Here is a 24,706-nt window from a genome sequence, read left to right on the forward strand (position 1 = left end):
CAGGGAGCACAGACATGAAACCTGTCGCACAACAACACCTTTACGCCCTGGCAAAACGCGCACTGGTGTCGCTGCTGGTGATCGGCCTGAGCCGAATCGCAACACTGCTCACCTGCGCCAGCGTCAGGCTGTATGTCAGAGGCTGGTTGAGCGGCATTGAAATCAGATTCCTGCTGGGGTTCTCCAGTGCCATACATCGCACCGCTCTGCGGCTCGCGGTCCGCTAGAAAATGAAACAGCAAAAGGAGAGTCCTCATGTCGGGAACTACTCTATTGATCAACCTCGCAGGCTCCATCGCACTACTGCTCTGGGGCACCCACATGATTTCTTCGGCGCTGTTGCGCGGCTTCGGCACGCAACTGCGTCACTGGCTGGGACAAAACCTTAATAACCGCTGGATGGCCCTGCTGTCGGGCATCGGTATCACCGGCATTTTGCAAAGCAGCACCGCCGTCAGCCTGATGGCTACCTCCTTCACGGCCGCCGGGACCCTGGGCCTTGCGCCTGCACTGGCGGTGATGCTGGGGGCCAACATCGGCTCCACCTTAGTGGTGCAACTGCTCAGTTTCGACATTTCGATCGTCACGCCGATTGTGCTGTTGGTCGGGTTCATCGTGTTTCGGCTACGCGATGACTCACGCTACGAGAGCGTCGGTTGTGCGCTGATTGGCCTGGGTTTGATGCTGCTGGCGCTGCGCATGCTCGGGGCGACACTGGGAGACGTAGAAAGCACGCCGATCTTCCACGCCATCATGCAAAGCCTGGACGGCGACATTGTCATTGCCTTGCTGGTGGCCATGCTGCTGACGTGGATCTGCCATTCCAGCGTGGCCGTGGTGTTGCTGATTGCCTCGCTGGCCGGGACAGGTCTGCTGTCGCCCGTGACCGCCATGGCACTGGTGCTGGGGGTGAACATCGGTGGCGCCCTGCCCTCGGTGCTCAATGCCAGTTCCAGCGTGGCCCGACGTTTGCCGGTCGGCAATCTGCTGGTACGCGTGACCGGCGCGCTGGTGCTGTTGCCCTTCGTGCCGATGCTCGGCGAAACCCGCCAGATCACCGAACTGGCACCGGCGCTGCTGGTGGTCTACCTGCACAGCCTGTTCAATCTGGTACTGGCGCTGGTGTTCATCGGCCTGACAGAACTGCTGGCCAAACTGCTGACCCGCCTGCTGCCGCAACCGGTGCAGGACATCGACCCTGGCATGCCGCTGTATCTGGACGAAGCCGGCCTTGAGGTGGCCAACATCGGGCTGTCCAACGCGGCACGCGAAGCCCTGCGACTCGCCGACATGCTGTCGGTCATGCTCAACCGCGTGTTGCAACTGTTCCAGACCTCGGACCAGACCAATGCCGATGAGGTCCGGCAGATCGATCAATCCCTGGACCTGCTGAGTGCGGCGATCCGCGCTTATCTGGCGGACATCGGCAAAGAAGGCATCAGTGACAGCGATGCTGATCGCTCGCAGGAAATCCTGATGTTCGTGATCAACCTGGAGCACGCCGCCGACATCCTTTCCACCAGCCTTGCGCAGTTGGCGGCGCGGCGGCTGCGGCGTGGCGAGACCTTCTCGGCCTTCGAACTCGGCACGCTCTATCCGCTGCACAACGAGTTGCTGGAAAGCCTGAGCCTGGCGATTACCGTGTTTCTTCGCGAAGACCTGCCAACCGCCCATCACCTGGTCAATCGCAAGGAGTCGGTAAGAAGACTGGAAGCCGCGGCCAGCCGGGAACATTTCCGCACGTTGCGCGAAGACAAAAGCGCCTGGGCCGAATCCGGCGACATCTTTCAACGGCTGCTGCGCGATTACCGACGCGTGCATCACCACATCGCCGCGTTGGCCTACCCCGTACTCGAACGCGCCGGAGAACGCGATATCGAGCGCAGCTACCCGGCAGAAATTCATCCGCAACCCTCTGACGACAAGGATGAACTGCAATGCGCGTCCTGATTTGTTCCGGGCGCTATTACGCCGATACCCGTACCTGCCGCCGCGTACTGGAAGCCTTCCAGCGCCTGCACGAAGTGCGTGTGCTGATTCACGGAGGCAATCAGTTTTTGGGCGGCGAAATCGAAGACTGGGCCCGGGAACTGGGTGCCGACATCGTGCGCTATCCCGCCAACTGGCAACTGCACGGCAAGCTGGCGGAGCGCCTGCGCAACAGCTTCATGCTGCAGGACAGCCGACCCGACATCGTCATTGCGCTACCCGGTGGGGAAGACACTGAAGAGCTGGTTGCACAAGCCAGAACCGCCGGCATTCAAACGCTGTCGGTGAACGAACGGGGCTAGTTCGCCCCTATTTAATACGCAGTTTCTCTGCGTAAAAACCGAGACAAGGAAAGACTTCTTCGTGCTTGCGCGAGGGGGCTTTTCGCCAAGGAAAAACTGAGGTCACCCATGCCAAAGCACTCTCCTGATCACCGCGCCACCTCATTTACCCGTAACCTGCCGCCCTCCAAGCGCCGGATACTGCACCGCAACCTGATGTTCGTCGGCATCACGCTGACCGTCATCGCCTGCCTGAGCCTGATCTCCAAAGCCAACGCCGCCGGAGGCTCCTATGTAGTCGACGACGGCGCGATCAATGCCCCCGGTGAATGCAACGTCGACCTCTGGAACAAGAGCGTCCGGCACGACAGCTCCTCCAATGACCTGGTAGTTTCCCCGGCCTGCACCTTCAAAAGCCTGCCAATGGTTCAACTCGGCGCCGAGGTGGAGTACAGCCGCGACGACGGGGAGTCTGAAACCCAACTGAGCCCGCAGCTCAAGGCACAACTCTGGAACCGCGAAGACCTCGGTCTGCAACTGGCGGCATCAGCCTCCGCGCACTTTGTCATCAATCGGGCGCATTCCTTCGACGGTGTCGACCTTAGCCTGCCCCTGACCTTCACCCCCATTCAGGCCTTGCGCCTGAACTTCAACGCCGGCTGGACACAAGCCTATGACAACGGCGAACAGAATCGCCGTTGGACCTGGGGCACAGGCGTTGAATACGACCTGATCGATTCCCTGACCCTGATCGCCGAGCGCTTCGGCCAGCAAGGGGGTCAACAGGCATGGCAAGCCGGACCACGGCTGCACATTGGCGAGCATATCGACGTGGACCTCGTAATCGGACGCAACCTGACCGAAGATCGGGATCAGTGGCTGACCACCGGGGTGACGTTGAGGTTCTAGGGTCTGTACGAAAACTCGCCGAGCGGCGATCAGGCAAGGCAAAAACAGGCGAGGAAGCGGAGTTTAGGCCTCTAAATGAGCATTCCGAGCCTGTTTTTAACGCAGCCTGGTCGACGCGCAGGCAGTTTTCGTACAGAGCCTAAGCCCTGCTCGCACATCCTTTGCCCTTATTGCGCTGGCGGCAGCGCAATAAATGGCAACGCCAAGGCTGTACATCCATACAGATAAAGGTTGCTCCACTTCGCCGTACCCCGCATGCTGTCACCCTTTCCAACCCTGATGACTGATGGTGGTTATGCGGCTGTTTCTCTGTGAAAAACCTTCCCAGGCCAAAGACATTGCAGCGGTACTCGGTGCCAGCCGACGCGGCGACGGTTGCTGGCTGGGAACGGACGTCACAGTGACCTGGTGCATCGGCCACCTGCTGGAAACCGCGCCGCCGGATGCCTACGACGCACGCTATAAACGCTGGGTACTGGAAGACCTGCCGATCATTCCCGAGAAGTGGAAGATGCTGGTCAAACCCAAGACCGCCAGCCAGTTCAAAGCCGTCAAGCGGCTACTCGGCGAGGCTCATGAGCTGGTGATTGCCACCGACGCCGATCGTGAAGGCGAGATGATTGCCCGTGAGTTGGTGGAACATTGCCGTTATCGCGGGCCAATCCAGCGCCTGTGGCTGTCGGCACTGGACGACGCCTCGATTCGCAAGGCCCTGGCGGCACTCAAACCCGGCGCCGAGACCTTCAGCCTCTATCACTCGGCACTCGGCCGCTCGCGCGCCGACTGGCTGATCGGCATGAACATGAGCCGCCTGTTCACCCTGCTTGGTCGACAGTCCGGCTATCAAGGCGTGCTGCCGGTAGGCCGCGTGCAAACCCCGACCTTGCGTCTGGTGGTGGATCGCGACCGCAGCATTGCCGACTTCGTGCCGGTGCCGTATTGGGCCATCGACGTGCAGCTGCTGCACGACAACATCCCGTTCACCGCCCAATGGCGTGCGGCACCGGACGTCTGCGACGAGCATGACCGCTGCCTGAATCAGGCGCTGGCCCAGCAAGCAGCGACTGCGATGCGCAACGCCGCCCGTGCGCGGCTGGTCAAACTGCGCACCGAGCGGGTCCGCGAAGCCGCACCGCTGCCCTTCGACCTCGGCACACTGCAAGAAATCTGCTCGAAAAAACTCGGCCTCGGTGCTCAGGAAACCCTGGACGTTGCCCAGGCACTGTACGAAACCCATAAAGTCATCACCTACCCGCGCAGCGACTGCGGCTACCTGCCGCTGAGCCAGCACAGTGAAGCGCCGGCGATTCTTGCCGCCCTTGGGCGTGCCGATCCGGGCCTTGGCGAACTGCTCAAGCACCTTGAGCCGCAGCGCCGCTCGCGTGCCTGGAATGATGCCAAAGTCAGCGCCCACCACGGGATCATTCCCACTGCTGCGGCGAAAAACTTCGAACGCCTGACCGGCAAGCACCGTGCGGTCTACACCTTGATCCGGGCGCGATATCTGGCGCAGTTCCTGCCCAATCACGAATACGACCGCACCCAGGCTGACTTCGACTGCGCCGGGCAAGCGCTGCGTGCCGTCGGCAAACTGATTGTCGAACCGGGCTGGAAGCGCGCGCTGCCCGAAGCGTTGGCCCCGGCTAAAGGGCGGGAAGCGCCGGCACCGCAGATGCTTCCGGCACTGGCTGAAGGATGCGAATACACCGTTGCCAACGTGACGCTGAAGGATCTCTGGACCCAGCCGCCCAAGCCGTTTACCGAAGGTGACCTGATCAAGGCGATGAAGAATGTCGCCAAACTGGTGGAAGATCCGCTGCTCAAGCAAAAGCTCAAGGACACCACCGGCATCGGCACCGAGGCGACCCGCGCCGGGATCATTCAGGGGTTGCTGGACCGGGGTTATCTGGTCAAGAACGGTAAAGCGCTGGCCGCCACACCGCCAGCCTTCAGCCTGATCGACGCCGTGCCCCGGGCCATCGCCGACCCCGGCACCACGGCGATCTGGGAACAAGCCCTGGACATGGTGCAAAGCGGCGAAATGAGCCTTGAGGAGTTCGTCGCCAAACAGGCTGCCTGGATGAGCAAACAGGTTGGCCGCTGCACCGGCCTGCGCCTGACCATCAGTGGCCCCGCGAGCCCGGCCGGCAAGGGTGCGGCACCCTGGAAGAACAAACGTAAAACCACCAAACGCAAAGCCGCACCCTCCACCCGACGAGCGGCAAAACCCTAATGCAGGCGTAGTTTTCCATTTTGATCTGATTTTTTTTCAGCTTTTTTGAAATTCTATGAGGAGCTCCGCACATAGGAACTAAGGATTCGGGTCAAAGGGTGGACGCATTTTTGTAAAGAACTCCCACAATCATGAAGTTATAAATTAATCGGTCAACCCACTCAATTCCGGTGTGGGTTGGCCGTTTTCCATCAGATTAAAAACGTAGTCAATTCCACCTGGTCGCTCGGGGGCCGGGATCACTGATACACCCCATATTCCAGACGGTTCAGGAACTCATCGACCGGCTCGAAGCCCATTGGGTTGGTCAACAGATCGGTGGGCTTATTATCATCAGGTAAAAGCCTTTGCCCGTACCGTCTCCAGGCGGTGCGTTTTTTTGCGCACCAACGAAGTGGACCCGAACCGATATCGCTTTCAGTCACGCCCCCTCTCGAAAGGCTAGCCGGGTGATATCTCCCGCTATGAATAAAGGTGAATAGAGCGCTCTTAATTTCGCAATGAAACACCTCCGCAGGATACTTGGCAGGAACATTCAGTTACGACGGCACGCTTCTCAGGTTTGCATCGGGCTGCGTTGCAGGACTTTCCACCTATTCCAAAGAGCGATCACTCTCGATGAATCATCTTCCCATCGCTAAGAACTCACTCACAGCCCAGGCCCATGCCATCGGTCAATTGGCTGAACGGCTCAATGGCGAGTTCCAACAAGCTGTCGAACTCATTTTGGCGTGCGAAGGTCGTGCAGCGGTCTGCGGCATGGGTAAGTCCGGACTCATTGGCAAAAAAATGGTGGCCACCTTTGCCTCCACCGGTACGCCGAGTCTTTTTCTGCATCCCGCTGAAGCTTTTCATGGCGACCTGGGCATGCTGATGCCCAGCGATGTTCTGATCCTGATCTCCTACAGCGGGGAAACGGAAGAAGTCATCAAGCTGATTCCCAGCCTGAAATCTTTTGGCAACAAGATCATCGCCATGACCGGTAATGGCCAGTCTACGCTGGCCAAACATGCAGATATCTGGCTAGACATCAACGTCGAGCGAGAGGTCTGCCCGAATAATCTGGCGCCGACCACCTCTACCTTGGCAACCATGGCCATGGGCGACGCGCTGGCCGTCGCGTTGATTGATGCGCTGGACTTCAAGGCCATGGACTTTGCCCGCTATCACCCAGGCGGCAGCCTCGGCCGACAATTGCTGACGCGTGTAACCGATGTCATGCAAACCCGTCTGCCCCACGTGTCAAAAACCACAAGTTTCCATGACTGCCTTCTGACGATGACCTCAAGTCGCCTGGGCCTTGCACTGGTGATGCAAGAGGACAGGCTCGTGGGCATTGTCACCGATGGCGACGTGCGCCGCGCACTGCTGAATAACCCGGCGGTGGTCGACAAGCCGGTCTCGACTTTTATGACTGCGAGCCCGCATACGGTTAAAGCATCAGTGCAACTGTCTACCGCTGAGGCGTATATGCGAGAGCACAAGATTCGCGCCCTGGTAGTCATGGCCGACGAGAGCCATGAAGTAGTGGGTGTGGTAGAGATCTTTGATTAGCTCGCCCTGCTTGCGCGCAGGTGCAACTACTTCTCTCATAGGATCACCCGTACTCACATGAGAAATATTTCTCCTTATCGCCCCCGTTTGCTGGTGCTGTCCAAAGGCGCCCAACAACTGTCCACGCTTGCCGCGCTTCTGCCGGAGTACAGCATCATACCGGGCTCAATATGCGAGATCACCTCGGCCGATGCACTGTTGGCGTGGGGGCGTAAACCCAGTGCCCTCCTTGCACAACGCGAAGCGCACAAAGCCGGCCTGCCGTTATTGACCGTTGAAGATGGTTTTGTGCGGTCCATGGGGCTTGGTTTTAATGAGCCGCCACTGAGCGTGATTGTCGACGATCTTGGCATTTATCATGACGCGAGCGTGCCTTCGCGTCTGGAAACGTTGATTCCATCTCTTTTGAATGAAGCCCAGATATTTCGAACTCGAGCGTTACAGACGCTTTGGCAGAACGAGCGGGTTTCCAAATACAACAATGCTCGCATCGAGCCCCTTCAACTGCCCCAGCCTTGTGTCCTGCTGGCTGACCAGACCAAGGGGGATGCCTCGTTACAAGGGGCGAGCGAGGCTGATTTCGAACGCATGTTGCAAGCCGCGCTGGACCAACATCCGGGTTGCACGGTGGTGGTCAAGGTGCACCCGGATGTCGTGACGGGGAGAAAGCAAGGCCACTTTGACCTGGCTGCACTGTGCAAAAGACCCCGAGTCTATGTGATCACTCAAGATGTTCACCCTGCCGAGCTGCTCCCACAGGTCCAGTCCGTCTATGTAATGACTTCGCAGCTGGGTCTGGATGCCCTGCTGTGGAATGTCCCGGTGCACACGTTCGGCATGCCGTTTTATGCCGGCTGGGGCCTGACCCGGGATTCCCGCCCCGCCCCTTCACGCCGCCATCCGGTCAGTCGCGAGCAACTGCTGCACGCGGTACTCATTGAGTATCCACGCTACATTGACCCCGAATCCGGCCAACCCTGCACGCCTGAAGTCCTGATTGCCTGGCTGGGCCTGCAGCGCCGCATGCGCAGCCGTTGGCCGCGAAACCTGCAGATGCTGGACTTCAGCAAATGGAAAAGGCCGGTCGCAACTGACTTTTTCAATGGGTCGTCACTTCGTTTCGCACGCTCTAGCGCTCGCTTGAAAAAAACGGCGCCGATCATAACCTGGGGCGCTCAGCACGATGAAGCATTGGCTCAAGACAACCACTACAACCATTGCGCTCGAGTCGAAGACGGCTTCCTGCGCTCGGTAGGGCTGGGTGCCAATAAGGTTCGGCCCCTGTCCTGGGTCGTGGACGATCTGGGTATCTATTACGATGCCAGCCGCCCTTCGCGGCTGGAACACATGCTGCAAAATGACGCGTGTACGCCTGAGTTGCTGACCCGCGCCAAGGTGCTACGTGAATCAATTTGCAGGATCGGGACGACCAAATACAACCTCGCCGGCACGCCCTGGAAAAGGCCCGCCGGCGTGAACAAAGTCATTTTGGTGCCTGGACAAATCGAGTCCGACGCCTCGATTCAATATGGTGCTCGCAGCCTGCGTCACAATCTTGATTTATTGCAAGCCGTACGCAAGCGCCATCCTAATGCCTGGCTTCTTTACAAACCGCATCCGGAAGCCATCGCCGGTACGCGTCCACCCGGCAAGGACGAGAGCCAGGCCTCACTGTGGTGCAATCAGGTCATTGGTAACGTGCCCTTTCATCAATTATTACTGGACGTTGACGAGGTCCATGTCCTGACGTCCCTCTCCGGCTTCGAAGCCCTGCTGCGCGGGGTGCCAGTGACGACCTATGGTCAGCCCTTTTATGCAGGATGGGGACTGACGACCGATGAGGATATTCACCCGGATGTTCAAGCGCGCCGTACCCATCGGATCAGTCTCGATGAGCTGGTGGCCGCAACTCTGATTCGCTACCCCGTCTATGTCAGCCGTAAGACCCGGGTCTTCACCACCCCTGAACGGACCTTGATAGAACTACAGAGCTGGCATCACGACCCTATTCAAAGAGGATGGCTGACATGGCGAGAAGTAATTCGGCGCTGGCTCCCTACCACCGCGAACCTATAACCCAGGAGCAAGTGCTGGTTAAGCGCATGACTGGAGATCCCGGGTCATGCGGCTCCCGGCACTCCTTCCTGTTCCTGCAAAGTGTCAGCTCCCCGTTCTTCGCACAGTTGGGCCAGGCTTTGCGCGCCGAAGGTCAGTACGTCACATCGGTCAGCTTCACGATGGGCGACATGCTCTACGGTTCGGGCTCACGGGTCCTTTGCACCTCTGCTCCGGAGCAACTGGAAGACTTCTACCGTCAGTGCTTCGCCAGCCACAGCATCACGGACGTTGTGTTGTTCGGTGACCAACGCCCGGTGCATCAGCCAGCCATACAGTTGGCCAAACGCCTTGGACTGCGAGTGCATGTTTTTGAAGAAGGCTACTTTCGCCCCTACTGGATCACGCTTGAACGTGACGGGGTCAACGCCAACTCCTTGTTGCCACGTGATCCGACGTGGTATCGAGACGTTGGCAAATCCATACCCACATACCGTAACGGTCAGTCGTTTCGTCTGTCGTTTGCCGCTCAAGCGTTCCACGATGTGATGTATCACGCCAGTGGTGCATTGAACCCTGTCGGCTTCCCACGGTATCGCACGCACGCCCCGTACAATGCAGCCGTCGAATATGCCAGCTTCATTCGCCAGAGGATTCGCCAGGTGTTGGCCACGACAAGGGACAGCGCCGTGATCAGTCACTTGGTGCACCAGCGTCCCCGGACATTCCTGTTGCCATTGCAACTGGATAGCGACGCGCAGATTCGCGATCACTCGTCGTTCAAGGACATGAGTGAAGTGCTGGAGCGCACTCTGCGCTCATTCGCTACCCACGCACTGAGCGATACCCGATTGCTGATAAAGAACCATCCGTTGAGTCCCGGCCTTGTGAACTACCATAAAGTCACCCGTGAGATCGCCAGGAAGTACGCAATCGCCGACAGGGTTGATTTTCTGGAAAGTGGTCACATGCCGACCCTGTTATCCCATAGTGCAGGCGTGGTCACTGTCAATAGCACGGTTGGAGGTTCTTCGCTGATGCACAACCTGCCCACCCTCGCCCTGGGCAATCCAATTTATGCGCTCAAAGGCTTGACTCACTCGGGTAACCTGGAGAGTTTCTGGCGTATGCCACAGCCACCCGATGCGACGCTTTTCCAACTGTTTCGCAATACGGTAATTCATACGACCCAAGTCAACGGGGGATTTTACACTCAGGACGGTATCGGTATGGCAGTGAGTAACGCGATGCGCGTGCTCATGGCCGAAACCTCCCGGATCGAGCAGTACTTATGACCTCTCGCCGCACCCCAAACTGCATTCTCATCACGGGTGCTACAGGAGGAATCGGCGGTGCGCTGGCCGAGGTCTACGCCGGGGTCGGTGTCACCCTGATTTTGCAAGGTCGACGGGCGGAACGCCTGGAAGGGCTGGCTAAACGGTGTCAAGCCGCTGGGGCCAGCGTCGTTTGCCAAACCCTCGACATCAGGGACCTTGAGGCCCTGCACAATTGGGTCACGCTGGTTTGCCACACCCTGCAACCGGACCTTATCATCGTCGCTGCCGGGCTTAACACCTCAACCGGGCCAACGGCCGAGGGTGAGGTGTGGGAGCAATCTCAAGCCGTCATTGACGTGAACGTACTGGCGACCATTGCCACCGTACAGGCGGCGCTCCCCGGTATGCGCTTGCGCAAACACGGTCAGATTGCCCTCCTCAGCTCCCTCGCCGCCTGGCGCGGCCTGCCCGCGACCCCGACCTACAGCGCCAGTAAAGCCGCCATCAAGGCCTACGGTGAGAGCCTGCGCGACTGGCTGGCTCCTGACGATGTGAAGGTCAATGTCATCATGCCGGGTTATGTCGAATCCAAAATGTGTTTTGAGATGCCCGGCCCCAAACCGCTGTTATGGTCAGCGGACAAAGCCGCGCTTCGAATTCGTCGAGGCCTTGCCGCCAATCAGGCCCGGATCAGCTTCCCGTTCCCCTTGAACCTCGGGTGTTGGGCTTTGGGACTGATGCCTCATTGGATGTCATCAATGATTCTACGCAGGCTCGGTTACAGTGCTTGAAGTCTTGAACAGCGGACTCTTTTGGGTGATTGCCGCCGGGGTTATCCTGACTTACGCGATAGAGGCCATGCTGATTCCCCGCCCCTCGCTACGACGGCCCTTGCGCAGCTGGCTTTTACACGCAGGGGTATGGCTTTTCCTGGTGGCAGCACTTTATACCCTGACCGGGCGTCCTGTTTTCAGTGCCTTGAATGTACTGGCCTTGTGGCTGCTGATTGTGTTGGTGAGTAACGCCAAGTACCACTCGCTACGCGAACCCTTTGTCTGCGCAGACTTCGAGTACTTCAGCGATGCCATACGCTATCCCCGGCTGTACCTGCCCTTCTTTGGCATCGGTAAAGCGATTGCTTTGACGCTGGCCTTTATGACGTATCTGGCTTGCGGCCTCTATTTCGAACCTGCAACGGCCCATGCGATACCTTTGGGCATGATGCTGCTGATGGGGGCGACCGGGCTTCTGGCCCTCGGCAGTTGGAAGCCCTTGCGACCCACGTTTGATGCGCATGAAGATTTGTCTCGCTGGGGCTTGGCCGCCAGCCTGTGGACTTACTTTTTATCTGCCCGGCGCAAGGTGAACATTGACGAACTGAACTCGCCATTTGCAGCTCATACAAATGATTGCAGCGAACAACTTCCTGATGTCCTGCCGGACCTGATTTCGGTTCAGAGTGAATCGTTCTTTGATGTTCGTCGGCTATGGCCTGGCATTCGCCAGCAGGTACTTACTCACTACGATCACCTATGCTCGGAAGCCCAGGTCCATGGCCGCTTGCAGGTCGCTGCCTGGGGCGCCAATACCGTACGTACGGAATTCGCCTTCCTCACCGGCATTGCCGGCGACAAACTGGGCGTTCACCGTTTCAACCCTTATCGCCATCTTGCGCGCCAAGGGCTGCCCAGCATCGCGGCACATATGAAGAGCAAGGGGTATCGCACGGTATGCATTCACCCTTACTCAGGCAGCTTTTACGGCCGGAATCGTGTACTGCCGATGTTGGGTTTCGATGTATTCATTGATATTCGCAGTTTCAATGATTCACAAAAATCCGGACCATTCATCGGGGACCTGAGCGTGGGAGAGAAGATCATCGAACTGCTCACCGATAACGCTCGCCATCAGCCCTTGTACATCCACGCCGTGACCATGGAAAACCATGGCCCCCTGCACCTCGAACAGGTCCCCGACGATCAGTGGCCAGTCTGGTTCGACCGACCGGCCCTCGACGGCCTGCGAGATCTCGCAGCCTATGTGCGGCACTTGAGCAACGCCGATCAAATGCTTGGGCAATTGCGCAAACAGCTGCTGGCAACCTCAACGCCGGCCGGCTTGTGTTTCTTCGGCGATCACGTGCCGATCCTCCCCGAGGTGTATATCGCATTGGGTGAGCCGAATGGCGATACCGATTACTTCATCTGGTCCAATACCGCACGCACATCCTGCTTACCCACGCCGATGGCCGTTGAGCAACTGGCCAGTCACTTTGTCGATCAATTCAAATGAACATACCTGCGCTGAATACACCTGCACTTGAGCCCCAATCACTGATAGACGGTCCGGGCTGGATCGGAATCCTGTCGCAGTGGGCGCTGTGGCGCGTGTTGCATCTGGACGAGTTCCTGGCCCCGGAAGGCGCACCTTTCTGGTTATGGCAACGAGGCTCCCGAAAACCATCAGGGCTCAAGGCAATCGCCGGAATAGGTTACAAGCGCTCCTCCGATCACGCCCGGGTGCTCTGCCAGCGCTGGGGAATTCCTTATATCGCGCTAGAGGACGGGTTCTTGCGATCCTCGTCGCTTGGCGTCGAAGGTGCCCCCCCCCTTTCCATGGTGGTAGATCCCATCGGTATCCACTATTTATCGGATCGCCCGTCACTGCTGGAAAACATCCTCCAAAAGCCCGAACAATTGACCGTCCAGGAGCTGATGACAGCCGGCGCCTTGATCACGCTGATGCGCCAAAGCGGCATTGGCAAATACAACAATGCACCCGATCTGGACCCAAACGACCCATTGGGTCGCACGTCTGCATTGGTATGGGTGGTGGACCAGACTTACGGCGACTTTTCCATTGCCGGGGGCGGCTTGTGCGAGGCGGACTTTGTCAGGATGCTCGATGCAGCAATCGCTGAAAACCCGGGGGCGGATGTCCGGGTACGTATCCACCCGGATTGCCTGGCCGGTCACAAAAAAAGCTGCCTCCTGGAGGCGGCTACCGCACGCGGAGTCACGCTGGAAAGTCGTAACCTTTCGTGGGCCTCATTGGCGCGCCGAGCCCGGCGGGTATACGTCGCGACCAGTCAAGCGGGACTGGAGGCGTTGATTCAAGGTGTCGCGGTCACGTGTTTCGGCGCCCCCTTTTACACGGGCTGGGGCTTGACCGATGACCGACTCGCCATTCCCCGCAGGCAAGCCCGACCCAGCTTGGAACAACTGGTTGCCGCGGCCTACATTCGCTATTGCCGCTACGTTGACCCCATGATCGACCGGCCCTGCAACGTGATGACGGTTGCCCGACAACTGGCCCGTCAAAAGGCACAGGACACACGGTTTTCCGGAACATTGACCGTCATCGGCGTCGCTCGTCGTGACCGGCAGCGAGTTCATCAACTCGTTGCCAGCCGCTGGGGACGTCTAACCTTTGCCAACGACAGCCCCACGCTCATGGCACAGGTCAAAGAGCGTGGCGGGAAACTGTTGGTGTGGGGGGCGAACGCGTCGAAAGACTTCGAGGCGCGCGCCGAGGCGGCGGGTCTCACCGTCTGGCGTTTGTCCACGACAGACATGACCGACTGCGCGCCCACCACGGTCATCATCGATCACCGGACAGAAGCCTGGGCCCGACTGGCGATTGCGAACAACAACACAATCCGCTATCGACAACTCGCCAGCTACATAAAACGGCTGCTCCATCTCGGTCATCGTCAACACCATTAGCCCCTGCCTCACTCACAATCGCTTCAGCTCCTCGGACACCGCCACTACCGTCTGCGCGATCTGCTCCGGTGTATGCTCGCATGAGACAAAAAAACGCACTCGAGCCGATTGTTCCGGTACCGCTGGATACAGGATGGGTTGTGCATTGATACCACGACGAGACAGCGCGGCCGAGAGTTGCGCGGCCTTGAGCGAACTGCCGGTGATCACCGGAATCACCGCCAGACCGGTGCTGCTCCCGGTATCGAGTTCCGCTTCCTGAGCCAACCGCAAGAACTGCCGACCTCGAGCCTGCAACTTCGCCACGCGCCCTCCACCCTCCTCACGCAAACAACGCAAGGCTGCCAGCGCGGCCGCAGCCACCGGAGCCGGCATCCCGACACTGTATAGAAAACCTGGCGCCAGGAATTTCAGGTGTTCGACCAACGCGGCTTCCCCGGCGATATAACCACCGCAACTGGCCAGGGTTTTGCTCAATGTGCCCATCCAGATATCGACATCACTGCCAGCCAGACCGAAATGCTCGCGAATACCTTTACCGGAACGCCCCATGACACCCAGTGAGTGTGCTTCATCAACCATCAGAAAAACTTGATGCTTTTGCCTGAGCTCGACAAAACGCGGCAAATCCGGGTAATCGCCATCCATGCCATAGATGCCTTCAACCACCACCAGCACTCGCTCGAAGTGTTGACGTTGATTGCTCAACACGCGATCCAAAGCCATCCAGTCGTTGTGAGCAAAGCTCAATCGCCGCGCCCCGGACAGCTGAATCCCCTGCAAGACGCTGTTATGGATCAACTCGTCGTGCACGATCAGGTCCCGCGGCCCAAACAAGTAGCCCAGTGTTGTCACGTTTGTGGCATGACCACTGACGAAGGTGATGGCCTCCTCAACGTCATAGAGTTGGGCGAGTTCTCGCTCCAGCTCACGATGAACCGGGCGGTCACCGGAGACGGGACGACTGGCCGACACCGATGTTCCGTAGCGGTCAATAGCTTCCTTGGCGGCCTTCGCAACCTGCGGGTGCCCTGAATACCCCAGGTAGTTGTAGCTCGCAAAATTCACATAGTGGCTTCCGTCGATAACGGTTTCAGCCCCGGCCAGTCCTTCGTGCAGCTTGAAGAACGGATTGCTCAAACCAAAACGTGCTGCCCCCTGCTGCATGATGCGCAACTGCTGATAGCCAGAATGTTGATCGAAGCGGTAAAACTGCTCCGGGACTCTGGCCGCCAGACTCAGCACCTGCGACGAATCAGAGGGACAAACGTCAGCCTGTAGCAGACGCCTTTCCAGCGCCTGTCTGATCAGCTTCTCTTTCATCGTCGGCGCCAGGGTCGAAATTCCTTCAGAAGACATGGTCAGGACTCATTTAATCAAGCGAAAAAGACTGGACTCAGGGCAACTCAGTCCATCGTTCAATTGCACAATGTCGTCCTCCCCAAGCGCTCCACCATGGCGAGCAAGCATATCGGCGGTCAACACCTGCAGATGACTTGCGTTATCCGGTAGGGGCTCGTGATGCTGGCGGCCTCTCAACAGTTCAAGAATATGCTCGGTAACTTTAGAAATGCTGGCGGTTTCACCGAGCGCCATTACCGGCAGACGAATACCAAATCGAGCTTCGACGGCTACCACCAATTCAACACTCATCAAGGAATCCAGTCCCAACTCTTGAAGCGGTCGGTTTATATCCATTTTGCTGGTTGGCAGGCGCAAAATTTCACTGATCTCTTGTTTGAGCATTTCAGTGAAGTGTTCGATCAACGTCTGATCATCCATTTCAACCAACCACCGCTGGATGTTCTCATCTGCGCCCTCCTCGCCCTGCTCACTCCCCTGAAGCCTTGCCAGCTCCTGGAACTTCGGTGTCTTCGCCGTTGGCAGAAAACGCGAGAGCGCTCGCCAATCCAGCTCCAGCACACCCAACCCCGAACGCCCTTGCAGCAGCAGTGTTTCGAGCGTGTCCAATGCGGTTCTAGACGACAACGCTGCGCCCCCCATGCGATGTTGAAGCGCATCCTTGGTCACCTGGTTTCGCGCCAGGAAGCCAACATCCTCGATAGCGCCCCACAATACGCTGGTCGCCGGCAGCCCCAAGGCCAGACGATGGCGTGCCAACGCTTCCAGCCAATGATTAGCCGCCACATAACTGGCCTGTCCTGGATTGCCAAACAGGGTAGTGGCCGAGGAAAACAGCACGAAGAAATCCAGAGACAGATCAGCCGTCAACTCGTGCAAGTGCTGGGCGCCTTTGGCCTTGGGCTCCAGAACCCGCTGCAGTTGCTGCGTGGTCAGATGACGAATCAGACCGTCCTCGAACACTGTCGCCGCATGTACCAGCCCGCGCAACGGATAAGCGCTGGCCTTGATGCCAGCCATGATGGCTGTCAGTTGAGCGACATCCGTGATGTCACAGGTCAGCGCCTGTACATCAATGCCTTGTGCGTGCCAGGCCGACAACCATGGCTGTGCCTCCTCAGTCAAAGCCCCTCTACGTCCGAGCAACACTAAATGACGAGCGCCCTTTTCCAACAACCATTGCGCGGTGCGCAGGCCAAAGCCACTGAGCCCGCCCGTGACCAGGTACGTCCCCTCGGCGGCCAGTTGCAAAACAGTCGGTTGTGCCGCAGGTGCGCTCAATACGTGCTGTATCGGCGTACGATACGTCACGACGATCTTGCCGATTTGCCGCGCCTGCTGCATATAACGGAACGCCTCGACCACCTGATTGGCATCAAAGGCTCGATAGGGTAACGGGCTCAAAATCCCGTCGTGAAACAGGCGCATCATCTCGCCAAACAATCGTCGGGTCAGCGCGGGGCGCTCACTCATCAACTGATCGGCATCAATGCCAAAGTAGCTGATGTTGTTGCGAAACGGGCGCAAGCCAATTTTGGTGTTCTGATAGAAGTCACGCTTGCCCAGTTCGAGAAAACGGCCGAACGGCTTGAGCACCCGTAAATTGCGATTGATTGCCTCACCCGCCAGGGAATTAAGCACCACATCGACCCCCCGACCGTCAGTGACTGCCAGGATGTCATCGGCAAACGCCAGCGAGCGTGAATCGAACACCTTGTCGACGCCCAGCAAACGAAGGAAATCGCGTTTTTCATCGCTGCCGGCCGTGGCGTAAATTTCGGCACCGCACCATTTGGCGATCTGAATCGCCGCGATGCCCACGCCACCGGCAGCACCATGAATCAAAATTTTCTCACCGGACTCCAGCCGCGCGAGATGATGTAACGCGTAATAGACCGTGAAGAACGTGCTCGGAATCGTCGCGGCGGCCTCAAAGGACATGCCTTCGGGGATTCGGGCGACCGCGTTGGCCTGCGTCACCAGCCGGTTGGAAAAACTGGCCGGCCCAAAACCGACTACCCGATCACCCGCTTTAAAGACACCCTCGACCTGTGCACCTTTACCGCGAATCACACCGGCAAATTCGAAACCCAATGTAGGCCCGGAGAAACCGTTTTCAATCGCCTCATCGGACAACAGACCCAAGGCATACATGACATCCCGAAAATTCAAACCCGTGGCCTGGACTTCGATGTCGAGCTGGTCCACTGCCGGCGTCAATGGCTGACGGGCTTCCCAGCGTAGATGCCGTAACTGACCGGGCAACTCAAATCCGAGCGTAATCCGGGTCTCGGTGTGCTCGGGTGTTGCTGTCACTGGCGACTTCTCCTGGACTCGAAAACGGGCGACATAGCGCTCACCCGCTGTACTGACGGCAAATTCGGTCTCGTGATCGGCATCGAGCAACGCCGGCAATAGTGCCTCGACGCTCGTTCCTTCTGCCATATCCAGCAGACGGATTCGGCAACCCACCGCTTCATTGGCCAGGGTCTGCCCGAAGCCCCATAACGCCGAGTCCGCGAGAGACTGTAATGTCCCTTCTTTCTGTTGGTCAGGCGGCAAGAGGAGGCTTGCGGCGCCACAGGTCAGCAACCAGCAATCAGCTGTTATACCGGCCGACTCGCAAGCCAGGGTCAACGCCGCCGCCTGCATGCAGCGATCCGCCTGCCCGGCCAGCCCTTTGGGGGAAAAGAGACCGGCCAATAACAGAACATGTTGAGGTGGCGTCGCCTGTTGAAGGAGTTGCCCAGACAATTGATCGGTCGTGCCTGGCGTCAGGAATCCGACCCTTTGCCCTTGCTGCTCCAATGCACAATATAGCGCTTGAGCGAACAGGGCATCCGGTCCCTCCCCCTCGGTGGCGAGCAGCAGCCAGTGCTGGCGTTCAGGAAGCGACGCGGCGGCCATTGAATCAGCAGTGTCATTGCTGGCCAACAGCACATAGCTTCCGGTAGCCGCTTGAGGAGTGAGCTCCAGAGGTTCCGAGATCTTCAAACCCTGACGCTGCAATTCCCGTTGCCAGAAACCAGGGGACTGCTGCAACGACAAGGCCTTTTGTTGCTCCGACGTGTCCAACCACCAGGAAGATGCGCCACCAAAGATAAAATCGCCCCACCGAGCGGGATGCTGCGCCAACAACAATACTTCAGCCTTGTGAGCAAGACGTTGAACCGCATAACGCAAACCCTGGCTGATATCCTGCAGCGGCGCCAGATCAGTCAACAGCAACACCAGATCGAAACGATCGGCGGGCTCGACAGGTCGCTGGGCAGCCTCTGCCAATGACCATAGTTGAAGGTCCGGATACTGTGCCTGAGCCATCAACGCCGGTTCAATATCCTGCGCACAATACTGATAATCCACACGGTCGAAATCCAGCCAGGCACACAAATCGATCGCCAGCGGCGCCCCGCCAAAACCGAGTTCGATAATTCTCAGGCGCTGACCGCTGGGCAGCACACTCAATCGTTGCGCGACATAGCCTTTGACCGTAGCTAGCAATGCCTGATGCCCCGAGACGCCCAGTACCTGGCGCGCCAGGTAAGCCGGAGTCGTCTCTCTGGGCAACAGGGTTGACAGCTGCACTTCACCGTTCAACAGCGCCAACAAATGCAGGCCGACTCGTCCCGCCGAATGAATCAATTGAAAGTGTTCTGGGTAACTGCGCAACAACTCCTGCCAAATCGCTTGTGCGGATAGTCTTTCTCCGAGGTCGGCAACGTGCAAGTCGCCATCATCGGCCGTCACCAGGCTACCCTCCTTCAGCGCCAACCCCAGCAGTCGGTCGACATAGCCGGTCAGAGGCCGACTCTCTGCCTCCCAAACCGAACGTTGCTGTAACGTCAGTTCACCGCCCAAGGCATCGATGGCCTCTAACAGGAACGTGCCGCAGAGGCTATCCAGCAGTGGATCGATTTCATTGGCATACCGGGCAAGTGCCGGATCACGCCGTGCGATAGCCATCTGCTCCTTGAGTATTGCCTCAAGCGCAGAATCCGGCAGCGGTGAAGGACGACCCATGGTGGGATAGGGTTTGGCGACGCCGCAGACACTCACAAGGTTGATATCGTCGCCAGGATCGCGGATCAGGCGCACCGCCCGGAAACGAGCTTCCTGGATACAGATCACCGCTTGTCCCTGGGTGTCAAACAACGTGAAGTCAGCCAGCAGTGAGTGCTCTGAACGCCGTACCAGGCGAACTTCGGCCAGACAAGGAGTCTGGCGGCCGGCGGCAAAACTGATCCGCCCCAGTTTGACAGGTACGAAGGCCCATCCCTTTCGGCGACTGATCTCCTGGCTCAGTAACGGTGTGATCAACTGAAAGGCACTGTCCAGCAACGCCGGATGCAAATGCAAAAACTCTGACTCGGCTTCGATCGAAACCGGCATGCTCAGACGTGCCAACACCTGGCTGCCATTGATCCATCCCCCGTCAATGGCCTGATAGGCCGGGCCGTAATGGAGTCCGACGGACCGCGTCAGGGCCAAATGCTCGGACAAGGTGAAATCAGGAGGCCGGGTTGGCAATATGGGAGCCTTGCGATCCAGCAGCTCGCCCCGGGCCTCTCCCGGGAGTCTGGCGACGACATGCTGCGCCCAGGGTTCGGTCTGTGCGATACCGCGTGAACGAATCGCCACAGCGCCATCTGCACTGTCGATCAGCACGCGCACCTTCTTGCTCGAGTCCTCGTGAAGCAAGAGCGGGTTATGAATTTCCAGCTCTTCGATGTCCACAAATTCACCGGGCTGGTAGTGCAGCGCGGCCGCCATGACCAGCTCAATGAACCCCGCACCGGGGAACACCACGGCGTCACCGACCTGATGATCGGCCAGCGTGGGGAATAGCTGTGTATCCAATCGGTTTTCCCAGATCAGCGCTTGCCCCGACATCGGGTACCCCAATAGCGGGTGCGCACGATCCCGATAAAGCCTGCCGGAACTCTGCGCTGTCGGTTCGAGCCAGTGATGCTCGCGCTGCCAGGCGTAATGCGGCAAGTCCACGAAACGACCGCGTTCAGGGAACAGGCACTGCCTATCGATTTCGACGCCGGCAATCATGATTTTTGCTACGGTTGTGTCGATGAGCTGCACGGTCTCCTTGTGCCGCAGCCCCGTCGCCACCACCACGCCGTCCGAATGTCGGGAAGTCAACGCGTCGGCGACATAACTACGCAGGATCGGGTGCGGACCGACCTCTACAAATACGTTGTAGCCCTGCCCGACCAAACCGTCACAGGCTGCCTGAAACTGCACCGGGTAACGAATGTTGCGCCACCAGTAATCAGCGTCCAGAAGCTCCCCACCCAGTACGCCCCCCGTTACCGTTGAATAAAACGGCACGCGTTCGGGCTCCGGCCTGAGATCATTCAGGGCCTTGACCACCTGATCACCAATCACGTCCATCGCCGGCGAGTGAAACGCGTAGTCCAGATCCAGTCGGCGTACGAACACATCACGCGCGAGCAATGATTGCTCCAGGCGCTCAAGTCCCGCGATTGAACCGGCCACGGTCGAGCCTTTAGCACTGTTCTCACCCGCGACAACCAGTTGATCGGCCAGCCCTTGTGAATGCAGCACGCCGTCCAGCTCGATACCAGACAAACCCACCGCCGACATCTGCCCGTTACCTTTGGTCAGCCCCTGCAGGCAGCTGCGATGGTATATCACTCGGGTCGCATCATTGAGCGTCAATGCTCCACTGGCCCAGGCCGCCGCTACCTCACCAACGCTATGGCCGACAACAGCCATCGGAACGACACCTCTAGCTGCCAGCATTCGGGTAACACCTACCTGTAGCGCGAACAAGGCTGGCTGGGCAATTTCCGTCAACTGATAACGATCCTCGCCATTACCACCCGCCAGCTCAGCCAGTAATGAATAGCCTGACAGTGGTTGAAAAAACCGGTCTACCTCAACAATCGCCTCATAGAAAATCCTGTCGTCGAGCAATGTTTTGCCCATACCTTGCCACTGTGAGCCATTACCGGAATAGACAAACACGGGGCCTTTGGCCGATTCAATGGCACGGCCGCTTTCCACCACCACCGACGACGGGGGCACAAGCGTCGGATCCGCGACAAAATCCAGCAAGGCCTGGGCACAGTCTTGAAGGGTCGCGCTGCTGACGATCAATCGCTGCGCATGCCGCTCCCGATGAAACATCGTCTGATAGGCCACATCGTAAAGATTGTTTTCAGCGTTTTCGGATAGAAACACGGCCATTTGTTCAGCCATGGTGGACAGCCCCTCGGCACGCTTGGCGCTGATCAACAGCGGTACCGAACGACCGAAAACACCTGTTTCCAGCGAGACGACCTCGGGCATCGGGCTTTCGAGAATGACATGAGCATTGGCACCGCCAAAACCGAAAGAATTGACCCCCACCACCAGCTTGCCCTCTGGCTTGAGCGCTTGAGTCTCGGTGACGACCTGAAGATTGAGATCAGTAAAAGGAATAGCCGGATTGAGCTTTTTGATACCGATTGTGGCGGGCACCTTGCGTTCTATCACGCAGTGCAATGCTTTCATCAACCCGACCACACCAGAGGCTGCCTCGAGGTGGCCGATGTTGCTCTTGACCGAGCCAATCGGCAGAGGCCGATCCGCCGGTCGCCGCTGCCCCAATGCCAACCCGATGGCCTGGCTTTCAATCGGATCGCCTACGGGCGTCCCCGTTCCATGGGCTTCAATGTAATCTATGTCGAGCGGGTCAACGCCCGCCGTCGCGTAAGCCTGGACCATCAGCGCGGTCTGCGCTTCAACACTTGGAACCGTCAGACTCGACTTATGACCATCCGAATTGACTGCGCTGCCCGCTACCACTGCCAGAATCCGGTTTCCGTCCGCAATCGCCTTGTCGTAATCCTTCAAAAAGAACAGGCCGCCCCCTTCGGAACGGACATAACCATCAGCCGACTCGTCGAACACATGGCATTGCCCAGTGCGCGACAGCATTGACGCCTTGGAGAAAATCAGGAAGCCGAACGGGTGTAGATGCAGGCTGATACCCCCGGTAATGGCCTGCTCGATCTCGCCGGTTTGAATGGCCTGACAAGCCTGATGGAAAGCCACCAGGGACGAGGAACAGGCAGTATCGATAGCCATGCTGGGACCACGCAAATCGTAAAAATACGACAAGCGATTCGCCGCGATGCTGACTGTATTGCCGGTGGCGGTGCAAGCCTCGATCGCCCCCAAATCATGGGCGAGACGATACGCGTAATCAGTACTGGCGATCCCCAGAAAAACACCACAATCACTACCACGCATAGCCGACGGCTTGATTCCGGCACTTTCCAGTACCTCCCAGCTCAACTCCAACAGCATGCGTTGCTGCGGGTCCATGACGGCGGCTTCCCGAGGGGAAATATTGAAAAAGTCAGCGTCGAACCCACAAACGTCACCCAACGAGCCGGATGCAAACGTATAGGCCGTGGCAGGGTTAGCTTTGTCTGGATGGAGAAATTCGTCTTTCGACCAACGAGAAAAATCCACCTCGGTGACCAGGTTGTCTCCGGCCAACAACCGTAACCAGAAGGTCGCTGCGGTTGAGCCTGGAAAACGCAACGATGTGCCTATGACTGCTACTCTTTTCGGTACTGCCAAGTCCGTCATCCTTATTGCTTCACAAATCAAACGATCACCGCATTTCATTATCGATAGACGGCTCAGAGACTCATCATCGGAAAACGTTACCGACCGGAACTCAGCCCCATAGAGACTACTTGAACAGGCCCACCTAAAATTTCCTCCACCAGTACCAACACTCTTTTTTTCGCATCACCAAATCCCTGGGAGACAAAACTCCCCCAGAAATAGAAGTACAACAAGTCGTTCATTTCCGGTTTGAGAATGTCAGAGATCGACTCGATTTCTTCCAGATCAGAAAGCTCCTCCACTTGGTGAGCCACACGGCTGTATTCTGCCAGACCAAAACAAAAGAGCGGCTTGTGCGCCAGAATAGCGTCCCAGCCCACGGAAGAATTACAAAGCGCCACCACTTCAGAGTGCCAGATAAGTTCACGGGTTGATTCATCGGAAATAAAAACGTCAGCCGCCTTCGGAAGACGACTTAAATAATCCGTAACTTCCCGATCCTTGCACTGGGGATGACGGCGCAGGACGATGTTCAACCCCTTGGATCTGAAATAACGAATGCAACTGTCGACCATTTCCTGAAAACTGAAGGGCGACAGTCGCTGTACGGAGTCTCCCGGAATTTGCAGCGGCACCACCGCAAAGCGTCCATATTCACCAAACCTCGAGCATCGTTCGGGTGTTTCCCCAAAGGTCCGAATCCGTGCTGCATCGCAAAACTTTCTGGCCTCATCACGACCCAATGACTCAAAAGCATGCCGCCGTGGATAAGCTTGTATTTCCGACCACCCCGAGTATCCACCTCGCTCGACCTGAACGTATCCATTGCCAATAGCTTTGTAATGAACAAAGCACCCAATTTTGCTGTACTTGTGACAATCCACAATGGCCATGGGATAACGCTGATGCCGGGAGAACGGTGTATACAACGATGGACCGGGAACTGACAGTTGTGGTGCCAACCGGACGTGATGTCCTTTGTGCCGCAGCTCGCGGGCGAACAGAAAGCCATCGGGCAGACGTTCAGGATTGATGATTTCCCCGCTCGCCAGAGCACCCCATACGTTTGGAGAAATACGAACAATAACAGTTGGTTGGTCAATCAACAGTCGCGCTTTTGTCTGGATGGCACTGGCCGCTTGAGGCAACTCTTCAGGGTCAGATCCCGAGGCACGACAAACCTCAAGATAATTGTCCATAGTGGTCGCAAGCTCTGCACGCAATGAAGCCTCATTGATCAGGCTCGCAACCCGTTGAGCCAGGTTGATATTGAACACGCCCAAGGCCGACCGGGCCGCGTCCATCAGAACGGCATCCCCCTCGGCTTGCATAGCGAGCAGCGCCTCATCACTGAGCGCGGCCTCAAAGGCATGCAGCCCCTGCGCCATGCGTAAAACGCTACCCGACATTTCAGCCAGCGTGACTTGATTTCGCAAGATCACTGGCGCGATCGCGCGATTCAATTGGTCTGCCCTTTTCAGCATAAATGGCACTAATGCATTACGCGACCGATTGAAAAAGGCCATGCGAGTAAAGGCATTCAACATCGTTGGCGTTTCCATATATCGCTCATAGAGCTCAATAGCGCCTTCAAGCTTGCCAGCTAACAGCAATTCCTTTACCAGTCCTTCTATGACGTGGGTCATCGTTGTCGCCATATTTTTATTTGCCTTATTCATCTATTGCGCTCGCACACAGGATTAAAGGACGCAATAGGCTCGCTTA

The 24,706-nt window shown here is 57.8% G+C and carries 15 protein-coding genes; 11 read left to right on the forward strand and 4 right to left on the reverse strand.

The genetic code is table 11. The features are described from left to right. Positions 1 to 14: 14 nt before the first annotated feature. The 5 genes from NTD87_RS12505 (at position 15) to NTD87_RS12525 (ending at position 5,412) form a co-directional block, all read left to right on the forward strand. Positions 15 to 227 (forward strand): hypothetical protein, encoded by a 213-nt coding sequence (locus tag NTD87_RS12505; RefSeq protein ID WP_262114247.1) that lies wholly within the window; start codon positions 15 to 17, stop codon positions 225 to 227. Positions 228 to 255: 28 nt separating this feature from the next. Continuing rightward, positions 256 to 1,950 (forward strand): Na/Pi cotransporter family protein, encoded by a 1,695-nt coding sequence (locus NTD87_RS12510; protein WP_262114248.1) that lies wholly within the window; start codon positions 256 to 258, stop codon positions 1,948 to 1,950. Further along, complete coding sequence (locus tag NTD87_RS12515) at positions 1,938 to 2,291, forward strand: DUF2493 domain-containing protein (protein ID WP_262114250.1); 354 nt, start codon at positions 1,938 to 1,940, stop codon at positions 2,289 to 2,291. The genes NTD87_RS12510 and NTD87_RS12515 overlap by 13 nt, the downstream gene beginning before the upstream one ends. A gap of 108 nt (positions 2,292 to 2,399) precedes the next feature. Continuing rightward, positions 2,400 to 3,179, forward strand: coding sequence for a hypothetical protein (locus NTD87_RS12520; RefSeq protein ID WP_262114252.1), 780 nt, complete (start codon positions 2,400 to 2,402; stop codon positions 3,177 to 3,179). A gap of 295 nt (positions 3,180 to 3,474) precedes the next feature. Further along, positions 3,475 to 5,412 carry a DNA topoisomerase III gene (locus tag NTD87_RS12525; RefSeq protein ID WP_262114253.1) on the forward strand — a complete coding sequence of 646 codons (1,938 nt, stop codon included), beginning with the start codon at positions 3,475 to 3,477 and terminating at the stop codon, positions 5,410 to 5,412. Positions 5,413 to 5,651: 239 nt separating this feature from the next. Here the strand turns inward: NTD87_RS12525 and NTD87_RS12530 are convergent, their stop codons facing one another. Further along, positions 5,652 to 5,837, reverse strand: coding sequence for a hypothetical protein (locus tag NTD87_RS12530; RefSeq protein ID WP_262114254.1), 186 nt, complete (start codon positions 5,835 to 5,837; stop codon positions 5,652 to 5,654). A gap of 193 nt (positions 5,838 to 6,030) precedes the next feature. Between NTD87_RS12530 and NTD87_RS12535 the strand changes: the two genes are divergently transcribed. Genes NTD87_RS12535 through NTD87_RS12560 form a run of 6 tightly spaced genes read left to right on the forward strand, consistent with a single transcriptional unit; the run spans position 6,031 to position 14,023 of the window. Then, a complete protein-coding gene (locus NTD87_RS12535) occupies positions 6,031 to 6,966 on the forward strand; it encodes an SIS domain-containing protein (protein ID WP_262114255.1) in 936 nt (311 codons plus the stop codon). A 57-nt stretch (positions 6,967 to 7,023) separates the two neighbouring features. After that, entirely contained in the window at positions 7,024 to 9,042 is a 2,019-nt protein-coding gene (locus tag NTD87_RS12540) for a capsular polysaccharide biosynthesis protein (protein ID WP_262114256.1), read from the forward strand. 26 nt (positions 9,043 to 9,068) lie between these two features. After that, positions 9,069 to 10,316: a capsular biosynthesis protein gene (locus NTD87_RS12545; protein ID WP_315975308.1), complete on the forward strand. Its 1,248-nt coding sequence runs from the start codon at positions 9,069 to 9,071 to the stop codon at positions 10,314 to 10,316. After that, complete coding sequence (locus NTD87_RS12550; protein WP_262114258.1) at positions 10,313 to 11,089, forward strand: SDR family NAD(P)-dependent oxidoreductase; 777 nt, start codon at positions 10,313 to 10,315, stop codon at positions 11,087 to 11,089. Before NTD87_RS12545 ends, NTD87_RS12550 begins: the two co-directional genes overlap by 4 nt. 25 nt (positions 11,090 to 11,114) lie before the next feature. Then, complete coding sequence (locus NTD87_RS12555; RefSeq protein ID WP_262114259.1) at positions 11,115 to 12,590, forward strand: LTA synthase family protein; 1,476 nt, start codon at positions 11,115 to 11,117, stop codon at positions 12,588 to 12,590. Beyond that, positions 12,587 to 14,023 carry a capsule biosynthesis protein gene (locus NTD87_RS12560; RefSeq protein ID WP_262114260.1) on the forward strand — a complete coding sequence of 479 codons (1,437 nt, stop codon included), beginning with the start codon at positions 12,587 to 12,589 and terminating at the stop codon, positions 14,021 to 14,023. The genes NTD87_RS12555 and NTD87_RS12560 overlap by 4 nt, the downstream gene beginning before the upstream one ends. Positions 14,024 to 14,035: 12 nt before the next feature. Here the strand turns inward: NTD87_RS12560 and NTD87_RS12565 are convergent, their stop codons facing one another. The 3 genes from NTD87_RS12565 to NTD87_RS12575 all read right to left on the reverse strand — a co-directional run bounded on the left by NTD87_RS12565 (position 14,036) and on the right by NTD87_RS12575 (position 24,660). Then, positions 14,036 to 15,382 (reverse strand): aminotransferase class I/II-fold pyridoxal phosphate-dependent enzyme, encoded by a 1,347-nt coding sequence (locus NTD87_RS12565; protein ID WP_262114261.1) that lies wholly within the window; start codon positions 15,380 to 15,382, stop codon positions 14,036 to 14,038. Between the two features lie 9 nt (positions 15,383 to 15,391). Further along, positions 15,392 to 22,990 (reverse strand): type I polyketide synthase, encoded by a 7,599-nt coding sequence (locus NTD87_RS12570; protein ID WP_262114262.1) that lies wholly within the window; start codon positions 22,988 to 22,990, stop codon positions 15,392 to 15,394. Between the two features lie 86 nt (positions 22,991 to 23,076). Further along, entirely contained in the window at positions 23,077 to 24,660 is a 1,584-nt protein-coding gene (locus NTD87_RS12575) for a hypothetical protein (protein WP_262114263.1), read from the reverse strand. Between the last annotated feature and the right edge of the window lie 46 nt (positions 24,661 to 24,706).

Source organism: Pseudomonas sp. 6D_7.1_Bac1 (assembly GCF_025465945.1).
In the GTDB taxonomy this organism is placed as follows: Bacteria; Pseudomonadota; Gammaproteobacteria; order Pseudomonadales; family Pseudomonadaceae; genus Aquipseudomonas.

Bases quoted from the DNA above. Each gene is read 5' to 3' on its own strand.
- NTD87_RS12520 (WP_262114252.1), top strand. From the start codon at position 2,400: ATGCCAAAGCACTCTCCTGATCACCGCGCCACCTCATTTACCCGTAAC.
- NTD87_RS12565 (WP_262114261.1), bottom strand. From the start codon at position 15,382: ATGTCTTCTGAAGGAATTTCGACCCTGGCGCCGACGATGAAAGAGAAG.
- NTD87_RS12545 (WP_315975308.1), top strand. From the start codon at position 9,069: ATGACTGGAGATCCCGGGTCATGCGGCTCCCGGCACTCCTTCCTGTTC.
- NTD87_RS12510 (WP_262114248.1), top strand. From the start codon at position 256: ATGTCGGGAACTACTCTATTGATCAACCTCGCAGGCTCCATCGCACTA.
- NTD87_RS12550 (WP_262114258.1), top strand. From the start codon at position 10,313: ATGACCTCTCGCCGCACCCCAAACTGCATTCTCATCACGGGTGCTACA.
- NTD87_RS12560 (WP_262114260.1), top strand. From the start codon at position 12,587: ATGAACATACCTGCGCTGAATACACCTGCACTTGAGCCCCAATCACTG.
- NTD87_RS12515 (WP_262114250.1), top strand. From the start codon at position 1,938: ATGCGCGTCCTGATTTGTTCCGGGCGCTATTACGCCGATACCCGTACC.
- NTD87_RS12535 (WP_262114255.1), top strand. From the start codon at position 6,031: ATGAATCATCTTCCCATCGCTAAGAACTCACTCACAGCCCAGGCCCAT.
- NTD87_RS12540 (WP_262114256.1), top strand. From the start codon at position 7,024: ATGAGAAATATTTCTCCTTATCGCCCCCGTTTGCTGGTGCTGTCCAAA.
- NTD87_RS12575 (WP_262114263.1), bottom strand. From the start codon at position 24,660: ATGAATAAGGCAAATAAAAATATGGCGACAACGATGACCCACGTCATA.
- NTD87_RS12525 (WP_262114253.1), top strand. From the start codon at position 3,475: ATGCGGCTGTTTCTCTGTGAAAAACCTTCCCAGGCCAAAGACATTGCA.
- NTD87_RS12505 (WP_262114247.1), top strand. From the start codon at position 15: ATGAAACCTGTCGCACAACAACACCTTTACGCCCTGGCAAAACGCGCA.